This is a genomic window from Pseudomonas sp. SWRI77 (assembly GCF_014269105.1).
In the GTDB taxonomy this organism is placed as follows: domain Bacteria; phylum Pseudomonadota; class Gammaproteobacteria; order Pseudomonadales; family Pseudomonadaceae; genus Aquipseudomonas; species Aquipseudomonas capeferrum.
On record NZ_JABWRV010000001.1, the window covers coordinates 339,125 to 351,516 of the forward strand.

Below are 12,392 nucleotides of genomic sequence, written 5' to 3' on the forward strand. Positions count from 1 at the left end.
TCCTTGGGCGCGCTGCGCCATCGCGGTCAACCATGGGCATTGTTTACAGCTCACGGCGCCAGAACAGTTCATGCCGGCGCACAGCCTTGCGGAAGAATTCGTTTTCGCCATAGGGCGACGGCCTGCGCCCGGCCAGCCAGCGTTGCAACAACCGCCGCAGGCGGCGTTTGAACGGCGCGGGAGGCTGCAGGTCGTGCATCATGCCCAGGGCCATGGCTTTGTCGTGCTGGGTCGGCACGTCCAGCACCAGCGAGCACGGTGCCCACGGCTGCTCGGCACTCAGTTGTGGTGGCAAGGCCACACCGTCGCCGCTGTCACCCATCGGCCAGCGGTCGTTGTCATGCAGGTGGTTGGCGTAGCACAGCAGCGTTTGCGGCTGCCACGCCAGGCCTTGCAGGGCTTCCAGCACGGCCGCCTGGGCACAGACATGATCGGGGTGCGGGTCGAGTTGCGGGTGCGGCATGACCAGCACCTCGGGCTTGGCCATTGCCAACAGCGCACGCAGGTCGGCCAGCAGGTTGTGCCAGGTCGGCGCACCGTCATTGTCGGCCGGCAGCGGGAACGGATTGAACTGGCGGAACGGGCGGATATCAGCCATGTCGGCTTCGCGTGAAGCCGCCGGTACATCTGGCGCGGCCTGCATGGCGGGCAGTTGCAGGCAGAAGTAGCCCAACTGCACGCAGCGCGATTGCGGCACGCCAGCCCAGCGCGGCACGGCAATGCTGTCCCAGGCGCGCAAGCGCCCTTTCAGGCGTGCCGCCTGGGCCTTGCCCAGGCCCATTTTCTGATAGTGCTCGGCTTCGATCTCGCCGGCAGTCAGGGTGACCACCCAGGTTTCGTCAGCCTGGCTGTACAGCCCATAAGCCGCCAGCTCGGCATCATCGGCATGCGGCGCAATCACCATGACGCGGCGGCGCTGCAACTCGACGCTGGGGGTTATCCACAGGCGCGGTTCACCCTGCAGCCGGCAATGGCGACCACGCACACGCAGCGTGCCGGCCTTGAGCGGCAAGGCCATGCCGGTCAGGTTCAGGAAGCGAACCCCGTCGACGCCGCGCTCGAAGGTTTGCCGATCACTCAGCGCATCCGCAGAAAGCTCCACCCGTGGGTCGAGAAAGCGTCCCAGCCAGGTGCTCTTTATCCGCAGTTCCAGGACGAGGGTCTCGTCACCTTGCAGTGTCGCATCGGCCTGCAGCAGCCCACCCTGCAGGCTGGCCGCCGCCGCGCGGGTTAGCTCACCGAAGTTGTAGGCATAATCCTCGCCGGGTGCGTAGAACAAGTGATCGGCGAACCAGGCCTCATGGGCGGCCCAGACCAACGGCAGCAGCAAGAGCGGCAGCCACCACCAGGCCAGTACCCCCAGCGCGATCAGTGCGACCAGGCCGGCAAGCAGGCCCAGGCGCTTGTTGCGCCGATGGCGCTTGAGCAATTGCTGCTTGCGGCTCACGCCTGGAACACCGGCACAGGGTTGCACCAGCGATCCTTGTACTCGCGGTCGGCACGGCCGAACGAGAACCGCAGTGGCTTGTTACGTGCGCGAGCGTCTTCCCAGGCTGCCTGGGTATTGAGGAAGCTCAGCACGCTACCGGGGCTGAATGCCTTGGTCTCGGGGTCGACGCCGCCGTTGACGTACTCGACGCTGACCCACTCGGGCGCTTCGACCCGGTACACCAGCTGAATCGCGATCGGTTTGTCGTCCAGCAGCAGCACCGAACCGATCAGCAGCTCGCGTAAACGCTCAAGCACCTCGGCCAGGCGCTCGGCGCCGGTAGCCGGGAAGCCCCAGCGGCGCTGGAACAGGTCACGGTACATGGCGGCGATCTGGCCGGCGTCGAAGTCACTGATCGGCCGCACCACCCCGCCCGCCTCTTCCAGCAGGCGCAACTCGCGGCGCTGGTTGTAGCGGAACTTCTTCGACAGGTCTTCATGGGCGCGGGCCATGGCCAACTGCTCGGTCTGTGCCTTGAGGCCGGTAAAACGGCCCTGGTTCAGCTCGGACAGGTAACGCGCGGCATGGCGCAGCGGCGCGCTGGCATCGGCGGCGGCCGGCAGGATGATCTCGGCATTGCCCAGGTCGAACAGGCCCTTCTTGCCCGCGCGCTTGAGCACGTCCTTGGACAGCGCCAGGTGGCGCCCCCAAGTCGGAATCGCCGCTTTCAACTCGCCGTCTTGCAGCCAACCCAGGTAGCGCACGGGGATCTGCGCCAGCTCAGCCAACTGCTCGACCACCCGCGGATGGGTGGCAACGCTGCCACCAAACCGCGCCCAGGCCTCGGCATACGCCTTGGCGTCGATAACTTGCCAGCCGCGCTCGCGGAAGGCTTGAATACGATTGAGCATCACGCCTTCGCCACCAAGGCACGCACCTGCGGCAGTTGCCAGAAGGCCTCGCGTACCGCCGAGTCGGAGAAGCGCTGGTGCAGGCGTTGCAGCATGTGCTCGGCGCACGCCTCGCGCTGCTGGTCGTCTAGCGCGGCCATGTGTTTCAGGCCTTGAGCCAGCTGCGCAGCATCGCCCAGCGGGAACAGCACACCCACACCCTCGACCACTTCGCGTGCCCCACCACAGGCCGTGGCCAGCAGTGGTACGCCCGCGACCATGGCTTCGAGCAGGACCATGCCGAACGGCTCATGGTCGGAACTCAGGGCAAACACATCGAACGCCTTGAAATAGCGCCGCGCGTCCGGCACCTGGCCGAGGAAATCCACCTGGCCGGCAATGCCGAGCTCGGCCGCGAATGCCTTGAGCTGGGCTTCGAGGCGGCCTTTACCCAGAATCGCCAGGCGCGCGCCTGCGGGAAGCCCGGGCAGCGCTTCGGCAAAACCACGCAACAGCGTGGCCTGGTCCTTGTCTGGGTGCAGGCGCCCGACATTGCCGACGATCCACGCCTGAGGGTCCAGGCCAAGGGCCTGGCGCGCCGCTTCACGCGGCACCAATGCTGCTTGCAGTGCCTGGATGTCGATACGGTTGTACAGGGTCTGGATGCGTTCGGCCGGCCACTGCGGCAAGCAACGGCGCATGTCGTCACGCACCGCATCCGAAACACCCAGCAGGCTCAGGCGCTTGCTGAACAGGTTGGCAAACAGCCGCCGACCCTTGCGCTGATAGTCGCCAAAGGCATGGTGCACACCGATTACCGGTAGGCCGGTACCCAGCAATGCCACATAGATCGGCTTGAACCGGTGGGCGATGCAGAAACTGAAATTGCGCTCGGCGGCAACCCGCCGCAAGGCGCGGATGGCGCCGAGCTTCAGGCCACGCACAGCCTTGGAGCTGAACTCCAGGAACAGCACCTCGTCCGACGCGCAGCCCGCCGCAACCTGCGGGTCGGCGGCGCCGGTGAGAAATACCGTGGTGACCTGGTAGCCACGCCCCTGAAACAGGCTGGCGTACTGACGGGCACAGTCCAGGAACGGCCCGTCATAGCCATGGCAGAACTGCAGGATGCGCGGTTCAGAGCGGCTGGTCATACGCGGCCGCGCCGTCCTTCACTACCAGGATGTCTTCCATGATCAGGTACTGCAGGTCCGAGCCAAAGAACATGTTCAAGGCATCGGTCGGCGAGCAGATCATCGGTTCACCACGGCGGTTCAGCGAGGTGTTCAGCGAGACGCCGTTGCCGGTCAGGTTTTCCAGCGCCTTCATCATGTCGTAGTAGCGCGGGTTGTACTCGCGCTTCAGCACCTGGGCACGCGAAGTGCCGTCCTCGTGGACCACTTCCGGCACACGGGTTTTCCACTCTTCAGCCACTTCGAAGGTGAAGGTCATGAAGGGCGCCGGGTGGTCGACCTTGATCATCTGCGGCGCGACGGTGTCGAGCATCGACGGGCAGAAAGGCCTCCAGCGCTCGCGGAACTTGATCTGGTGGTTGATGCGGTCAGCCACGCCTTCGACGCTCGGGCAACCGATGATCGAACGACCGCCCAGGGCGCGCGGGCCGAACTCCATGCGGCCCTGGAACCAGGCCACCGGGTTGCCGTCGACCATGATCTTGGCGATCTGCTCTGGCATGTTGTCGAGCTTGCGCCACTTCGGCTGGTCCGGGTGACGGGCGCAGGCGGCGATCACGTCCTCGTTGGAGTACGACGGGCCGAGGTAGACGTGTTCCATCTTCTCGACCGGCACGCCACGGGCGTGGGAAACATAAGCAGCAGCACCCACCGCAGTACCGGCGTCACCGGATGCGGGCTGGACGAACAGCTCCTTCACATCCGGGCGGGCGATGATCCTCTGGTTGAGCTTGACGTTCAGCGCGCAGCCGCCGGCGAAAGCCAGCTTGCCAGTCTGCTTCAAGGTGTCGCCCAGGTAATGGTCGATCATCTGCAGGGCCAGCTTTTCGAACAGCGCCTGCATGCTGGCTGCGTAGTGGATGTACGGCTCGTCGGCAATGTCGCCTTCGCGCTTGGGGCCCAGCCATTCGATCAGCTTCGGCGAGAAGTAGAAGCCCTTGCCCTTCTCTTTATAGCGGCGCAGGCCGATGACGTTGGCGTATTCGGTGTTGATCACCAGTTCGCCGTTCTCGAAGCTGGCCAGGCGCGAGAAGTCATACTTGCTGGCATCGCCGTACGGCGCCATGCCCATGACCTTGAACTCGCCGTCGAGCATCTCGAAACCGAGGAACTCGGTGATCGCGCCATACAGACCGCCCAGGGAGTCCGGGTCGAAGAACTCCTTGATCTTGTGGATCTTGCCGTTTTCGCCGTAGCCGAAGAAGGTGGTGGCGTACTCGCCCTTACCGTCGATGCCGAGGATCGCGGTCTTTTCCTTGAAGCCCGAGCAGTGGTAGGCGCTGGAGGCGTGGGCCAGGTGGTGCTCGACCGGCTCGATCTTGACCTTTTTCGGGTCGAAACCCAATTGCTCCAGGCACCAGACGATCTTCTTGCGGTAGCGCTTGTAGCGGCGGTTGCCCATCAGGATCGCGTCGAGGGCGCGGTCCGGGGCGTACCAGTAACGCTTGGCATAGTGCCAGCGGGCCTTGCCGAACAGGCTGATCGGGGCAAACGGAATGGCTACCACGTCGACGTCGGACGGTTTGATGCCCGCCTGCTCCAGGCAGAACTTCGCCGACTCGTAGGGCATGCGGTTCTTCGCATGCTTGTCACGCACGAAGCGCTCTTCTTCGGCGGCGGCAATCAGCTTGCCGTCAATGTACAGGGCCGCGGAAGGGTCATGGCTAAGGGCGCCGGACAGGCCAAGAATCGTCAATGCCAAGGGATTAGCCTCTTCATTCGGTAGAGATGCGCCAGCGGCCTTGTGGGCGGATGGCGGCTAAAGGGCGGGATTATAACGCAAACAACAAGGACACACCGCCCCTTGTAGGCGCCTGGTTATTCGGCGATCAGCCAGTCCATCCGGTAGCTGCCAGCGGTTTGCGCCAGCTCTTTGGCCAACCACGGCAGCAGCTCGCGGAGCTCTTCTTCCAGCCCCCACGGCGGGTTGGCAATGGCCAGGCCAGAGCCATTGAGCCCCTGCGGGCTGTCCTGGTGGTGCACGTACAACTCGACACGCAACAGCTTGGGCGCGCCGGTGCTGGTCAGGTCCTGATAGAAGCGGGTCAGCGAGCGCTGATCCTTGATCGGGTACCAGATGGCCGCGACCGTCTGGCGCATGCGCCCGATTGCCTCTTTCATCGAGTTGGTGCAGCGCTTGAGCTCATCGGCCTGCTCGAACGGCGGGTCGATCAGCATGATCGCGCGTTTTTCCTGCACCGGCAGCAGGGCACGCGGCACATGCCAGCCCTCGCCCAGGTGCACGAATACGCGCGGGTCCTTCTTCATGTTCTCTTTGAGCAGCGGCCCGTCTTCGGGGTGCTTCTCGTTGAGCAGGGCGCGGTCCTGCTGACGCATCAGCCGGCGGGCGAGCTCTGGCGAGCCTGGGTAGTAACGCAGTTCGCCATCGGCATTGAGCCGCTTGATGATGCGCAGGTAATCGCCAGCCATGGCCGGCAGGTCGTCGCGATTCCACAGCCGGGCAACGCCCTCGAGGTATTCACCGGTGCGGGTCGCCTGGTCGCCCTGCAAGTCATACAGACCAAGGCCTGCGTGGGTGTCGATATAGGCGAACGGCTGCTCCTTGCGCGACATCAGGGCGATGAGGCGGGTCAGCACGATGTGCTTGAGGACGTCGGCGTGGTTGCCGGCGTGGAAGGCGTGACGATAATTCATGGCAACTCCTGCGGGGGTGGCAAGTTTACCTTGCCTTGCAGGCGGAGTCAGGCCTGGCTGTCGATCAGCGGTGCCCGCGAAGCAGGCACCGCTCATTCAACAGGTATTACTTGTCAGCGTGATACGCCGCGTCGGCCGTCTCGAAGCGCTGCACCATCGCCTGCGATGGGCTGCCCAGCTTGCTCACCAGAATGATGGCGATGCTGCCCAACAGGAAGCCCGGGATGATTTCGTACAGGCCCCAGACATCGATCTGCTTCCACACGATCACGGTCAGCGCACCCACCACGATACCGGCCAGGGCACCGTTACGGGTCATGCCCTTCCACAGTACCGAGATCAGCACCACCGGACCAAAGGCAGCACCGAAGCCTGCCCAGGCATAAGCCACCAGGCCCAGTACACGGTTGTCCGGGTCGGCTGCCATGGCGATGGCGATCAGCGCCACGGCCAGCACCATCAGGCGGCCGATCCAGACCAGCTCGCGCTGCGAGGCATTCTTGCGCAGGAAGGCTTTATAGAAGTCTTCGGTCAAGGCACTGGAGCAAACCAGCAACTGGCAGCTCAGGGTGCTCATCACCGCCGCCAGGATGGCCGACAGCAGCACACCGGCGATCCATGGGTTGAACAGGATTTTCGCCAGCTCGATGAACACGCGCTCGCGGTTCTCGGTGACCGGGCCTGCCAGCTCAGGGTGCGCCGAAAAGTAGGCGATGCCGAAGAAGCCCACGGCGCAGGTGCCAGCCAGGCACAGGATCATCCAGGTCATGGAGATGCGGCGTGCCTTGGCGATCGACTTGACCGAGTCGGCGGCCATGAAGCGCGCCAGAATGTGCGGCTGCCCGAAGTAACCCAGGCCCCAGCCCATCAGCGAGATGATGCCGACGAAGGTTGCACCTTTGAGCATGTCGAAGTTGGCCGGGTTCTGCGCCTCGATGGCCAGGAAGGTGGTGTCGACGCCACCGGTGGAGATCAGCACGATGATCGGGGTAAGGATCAGCGCGAAGATCATCAACGTAGCTTGCACGGTATCGGTCCAGCTCACCGCCAGGAAGCCACCGACGAAGGTGTAGGCGATGGTCGCCGCAGCACCGGCCCACAGCGCGGTTTCATACGGCATGCCGAACGTGCTTTCGAACAGACGAGCACCGGCCACGATGCCAGAGGCGCAATAGATGGTGAAGAACACCAGGATGACGATGGCCGAGATGATCCGCAGCAGGCCGCTTTGGTCTTCGAAACGGCTGGCGAAGTAGTCCGGCAGCGTCAGTGCATCGCCGTTGTGTTCGGTCTGCACCCGCAGGCGGCCGGCAACGAACAGCCAGTTCAGGTAGGCACCAACGGTCAGGCCGATGGCGATCCAGGCTTCGGAAAGGCCCGAGAAGTAGATGGCGCCCGGCAGGCCCATCAACAGCCAGCCGCTCATGTCGGAGGCACCGGCGGAAAGCGCGGTAACCACACTGCCCAAGCTGCGCCCGCCAAGGATGTAGTCGGAAAGGTTATTGGTGGCGCGATAGGCGGCGAAGCCGATCAGCACCATTACCGCGATGTAGATCACGAAGGTGATCGTTAGTGGATTGCCCATGCGTGTGCCCTGGCGTTTGTTTTTATTTCATGCACAACCACAACGAGGTGGTTGCACCCAGGCGACGAATCCTATGCAACAACACAAACGAGGTGCAACCATTTTTCTTCCTGTAGTTGCACCTACTTGTGCATTTTCAGTTATTGCCTACTTTTTGCTCCTTTTGGGAGCAAAAACCTCGTTTTTCAGATTAAAACGCACCATAAACAACCCTTTGTTCAGCGTAGGAATGTTCGCCGGACGAGTTGCACCTTTTCTGCCAAAAAAACGGGTTGCACCTGGTTGCACCCGAATTGCCCTACAGATACTCTTGGCATCAGCTTAGGCCACAACCGTGGCAATAACGAGGATAAGAAATGGCGACGACCACCCTTGGGGTCAAACTTGATGACCCTACCCGTGAGCGACTCAAAGCAGCTGCGCAGTCCATCGACCGCACGCCGCACTGGTTGATCAAGCAAGCGATCTTCAACTACCTGGAGAAGCTCGAGGGTGGCGCCACCCTGACCGAACTGAACGGTCAGGCCAGCAACCTGGCCGACGACGCGGGCGAAATCCAGCCCGACCATGCTCACCAGTGCTTCCTTGAGTTCGCCGAGAGCATCCTGCCGCAATCGGTCCTGCGTTCGGCCATCACTGCCGCCTATCGCCGCCCCGAGCAGGAAGTCATCCCGATGCTGCTGGAGCAGGCTCGCCTGAGCGCGCCGCTGGCAGAGGCCACCAACAAACTGGCCGCCGGCATCGCCGAGAAACTGCGCAACCAGAAGAGCGCAGGCGGGCGTGCAGGCATCGTCCAAGGGCTGCTGCAAGAGTTCTCGCTGTCGTCCCAGGAAGGCGTGGCGCTGATGTGCCTGGCCGAAGCCTTGCTGCGCATCCCCGACAAAGGCACCCGTGACGCGCTGATCCGCGACAAGATCAGCAACGGCAACTGGCAGCCGCACCTGGGCAACAGCCCGTCGCTGTTCGTCAACGCCGCCACCTGGGGGCTGTTGCTGACCGGCAAGCTGGTGTCTACCCATAATGAGTCCGGCCTGACCTCGTCGCTTACCCGCATCATCGGCAAAAGCGGCGAGCCGATGATCCGCAAGGGCGTCGACATGGCGATGCGCCTGATGGGCGAGCAGTTTGTCACCGGCGAAACCATCGCCGAAGCCCTGGCCAACGCCAGCCGTTTCGAGGCCAAGGGTTTCCGTTATTCCTACGACATGCTCGGCGAAGCCGCACTGACCGAGCACGACGCCCAGAAGTACTTGGCGTCCTACGAGCAGGCCATCCACTCGATCGGCAAAGCCTCCCATGGCCGCGGCATCTATGAAGGCCCGGGCATCTCGATCAAGCTGTCGGCGCTGCACCCACGCTACAGCCGCGCCCAGTACGAGCGCGTGATGGAAGAGCTGTACCCGCGCCTGCTGTCGCTGACCCTGCTGGCCAAGCAATACGACATCGGCCTGAACATCGACGCCGAAGAGGCCGACCGCCTGGAGCTGTCGCTCGACCTGCTCGAGCGCCTGTGCTTCGAACCTTCGCTGGCTGGCTGGAACGGCATTGGTTTCGTTATCCAGGCCTACCAGAAGCGCTGCCCGTACGTCATCGACTATGTCATCGACCTGGCCAAGCGCAGCCGCCACCGCCTGATGATCCGCCTGGTGAAAGGCGCCTACTGGGACAGCGAGATCAAGCGCGCCCAGGTTGAAGGCCTGGAAGGCTACCCGGTCTATACCCGCAAGGTGTACACCGACGTTTCCTACGTTGCCTGTGCACGCAAGCTGCTGGCAGTGCCCGAAGCCATCTACCCGCAGTTCGCCACGCACAACGCCCACACCCTGTCGGCCATCTACCACATCGCCGGCCAGAACTATTACCCAGGCCAGTACGAGTTCCAGTGCCTGCACGGCATGGGCGAGCCACTGTACGAACAAGTGGTCGGCAAGATCTCCGAAGGCAAGCTGAACCGCCCGTGCCGCGTGTACGCGCCGGTCGGCACCCACGAAACCCTGCTGGCCTACCTGGTCCGCCGCTTGCTGGAGAACGGCGCCAACACCTCGTTCGTCAACCGCATTGCCGACCATTCCATTTCCATCCAGGAACTGGTCGCCGACCCGGTCGCCAGCATCGAGCGCATGGGCACCCAGGAAGGCAGCCTCGGCCTGCCGCACCCGCGCATTCCGCTGCCGCGTGAGCTGTATGGCAGCGAGCGGGCCAACTCGGCCGGTATCGACATGGCCAACGAACACCGCCTGGCGTCGCTGTCCTGCGCCATGCTGGCCACCGCCCATAACGACTGGAAAGCCACCCCGCTGCTGGCCTGCGCCGCCAGTGAAGCTGCCGTAGCACCGGTACTGAACCCGGCAGACCACCGCGACGTGGTCGGCCATGTTCAGGAAGCCACCGTTGCCGACGTCGACAACGCCATCCAGTGCGCACTCAACGCCGCGCCGATCTGGCAGGCCACCCCGCCCGCCGAGCGCGCTGCGATCCTTGAGCGCACTGCCGACCTGATGGAAGCCGAGATCCAGCCGCTGATGGGCCTGCTCATCCGCGAAGCCGGCAAGACCTTCGCCAACGCCATCGCCGAAGTGCGCGAGGCCGTGGACTTCCTGCGCTACTACGCAGTGCAGGCACGCAACGACTTCAGCAACGACGCCCACCGCCCGCTGGGCCCGGTGGTCTGCATCAGCCCGTGGAACTTCCCACTGGCGATCTTCACCGGCCAGGTGGCCGCTGCCCTGGCGGCCGGTAACCCGGTCTTGGCCAAGCCTGCCGAACAGACCCCGCTGATCGCGGCCCAGGCCGTGCGCCTGCTGCTTGAGGCCGGCATTCCCGAAGGCGTCCTGCAACTGCTGCCAGGCCGTGGCGAGACCGTGGGTGCTGGCCTGGTCGGTGACGAGCGCGTCAAAGGCGTGATGTTCACCGGCTCCACCGAAGTCGCCCGTCTGCTGCAGCGCAACGTCGCCGGGCGCCTGGACAACCAGGGCCGGCCGATCCCGCTGATCGCCGAAACCGGCGGCCAGAACGCGATGATCGTCGACTCCTCGGCGCTGACCGAGCAGGTGGTGATCGACGTGGTGTCCTCGGCCTTCGACAGCGCCGGCCAGCGTTGCTCGGCCCTGCGCGTACTGTGCCTGCAGGAAGATTCTGCCGACCGCGTGATCGAAATGCTCAAGGGTGCCATGGCCGAAAACCGCCTGGGCAACCCGGACCGCCTGGCCGTGGACATTGGCCCGGTGATTGACGCCGAAGCCAAGGCGGGTATCGAAAAACACATCCAGGGCATGCGTGAAAAGGGCCGCTCGGTGTACCAGGTCGCCATCGCCGATGCTGGCGAGGTCAAGCGCGGCACCTTCGTCATGCCGACCCTGATCGAGCTGGACAGCTTCGATGAGCTCAAGCGCGAGATCTTCGGCCCGGTGCTGCACGTGGTGCGCTACAACCGCCGCAACCTCGACCAGTTGATCGAGCAGATCAACAACTCCGGCTACGGCCTGACCCTCGGCGTGCACACCCGCATCGACGAGACCATCGCCAAGGTGGTGGAGAACGCCAACGCCGGCAACATGTACGTCAACCGCAACATCGTTGGTGCGGTGGTGGGCGTGCAGCCGTTCGGTGGTGAAGGCCTGTCTGGTACCGGCCCGAAAGCTGGTGGCCCGCTGTACCTGTACCGCCTGCTGTCGACCCGCCCGGCTGACGCGATTGGCCGTCACTTCCAGCTTCAGGATGGCGAAGGCAAGCCGGACCGTACCCTGCACGAGCAGTTGATCAAGCCGCTGCACAGTCTCAAGGCCTGGGCCGAGAGCAACCAGCAGGCCGACCTGGCCGCGCTGTGCACACAGTTCGCCGGCCAGTCGCAGAGCGGCATCGCCCGCCTGCTGCCAGGGCCTACCGGCGAGCGCAACAGCTACACCATCCTGCCGCGCGAGCACGTGCTGTGCCTGGCGGACAACGAGGCTGACCTGCTGGCGCAGTTTGCCGCGGTGCTGGCCGTTGGCAGCTCGGCAGTGTGGGTGGATGGCGAGCCAGGCAAAGGCCTGCGCGGCCGCCTGCCGAAGGAGCTGCAGGGCAAGGTCAAGCTGGTGGCGGACTGGAACAAGGATGACGTGGCGTTCGATGCCGTGATCCACCATGGTGACTCGGACCAGCTGCGTGGCGTTTGCCAGCAGGTGGCCAAGCGCGCCGGGGCGATCGTCGGGGTGCACGGGTTGTCCAGCGGGGATCATCAGATTGCGCTGGAGCGGTTGGTGATTGAGCGGGCGGTGAGTGTGAATACCGCTGCTGCTGGGGGTAATGCCAGCTTGATGACCATTGGTTGATAGCTGACGGTGGTGAAGAAGGAGAGCTTAGGCTCTCCTTTTTTTATGGGTTTGGTGTTACGGCCACCAGGTGCATGCCACTGGCTTCTCGGGCGCGCTCGAGATCGAGCGCCGCCCGCGCGGCGCATCGCGACGCAAGGCCGCTCCTACATTTGTTTCGGGCCAATTATTCCTGAGGTATTGGCGCGCGGCTCCTTGGTGTTCGCCTCGATATTGCTTCGTGATCCTGACGAGAATAACCTCTCTCGCCAGGCCAGGCACAACATACAAGGAGCGAGCTGGCTCGCGATGCGCCGCGCGGGCGGCGCTCGATCTGAGGACCAGCCAATACGT

Annotated in this window: 7 protein-coding genes; 1 reads left to right on the forward strand and 6 read right to left on the reverse strand. The window is 64.0% G+C overall.

Features of this window, described 5'->3' with window-relative positions; all coding sequences use genetic code 11:
* Positions 1–43: 43 nt before the first annotated feature.
* The 6 genes from HU766_RS01570 to putP form a co-directional block, all read right to left on the reverse strand.
* Complete coding sequence (locus HU766_RS01570) at positions 44–1,447, reverse strand: PIG-L family deacetylase (RefSeq protein WP_186652953.1); 1,404 nt, start codon at positions 1,445–1,447, stop codon at positions 44–46.
* Positions 1,444–2,340, reverse strand: coding sequence for an antimicrobial resistance protein Mig-14 (locus HU766_RS01575; protein ID WP_186652800.1), 897 nt, complete (start codon positions 2,338–2,340; stop codon positions 1,444–1,446). Before HU766_RS01575 ends, HU766_RS01570 begins: the two co-directional genes overlap by 4 nt.
* On the reverse strand, positions 2,340–3,470 hold the full coding sequence (locus HU766_RS01580) for a glycosyltransferase (RefSeq protein WP_186652802.1): 1,131 nt from the start codon (positions 3,468–3,470) through the stop codon (positions 2,340–2,342). Before HU766_RS01580 ends, HU766_RS01575 begins: the two co-directional genes overlap by 1 nt.
* Positions 3,454–5,211 carry a carbamoyltransferase gene (locus HU766_RS01585; RefSeq protein WP_186652804.1) on the reverse strand — a complete coding sequence of 586 codons (1,758 nt, stop codon included), beginning with the start codon at positions 5,209–5,211 and terminating at the stop codon, positions 3,454–3,456. The genes HU766_RS01580 and HU766_RS01585 overlap by 17 nt, the downstream gene beginning before the upstream one ends.
* A gap of 116 nt (positions 5,212–5,327) precedes the next feature.
* Entirely contained in the window at positions 5,328–6,164 is an 837-nt protein-coding gene (rlmJ, locus tag HU766_RS01590) for a 23S rRNA (adenine(2030)-N(6))-methyltransferase RlmJ (protein WP_186652807.1), read from the reverse strand.
* Between the two features lie 106 nt (positions 6,165–6,270).
* Entirely contained in the window at positions 6,271–7,749 is a 1,479-nt protein-coding gene (gene putP, locus HU766_RS01595) for a sodium/proline symporter PutP (RefSeq protein ID WP_186652809.1), read from the reverse strand.
* 356 nt (positions 7,750–8,105) lie between these two features.
* Between putP and putA the strand changes: the two genes are divergently transcribed.
* Entirely contained in the window at positions 8,106–12,059 is a 3,954-nt protein-coding gene (gene putA, locus HU766_RS01600; protein ID WP_033701860.1) for a trifunctional transcriptional regulator/proline dehydrogenase/L-glutamate gamma-semialdehyde dehydrogenase, read from the forward strand.
* Positions 12,060–12,392: the final 333 nt, after the last annotated feature.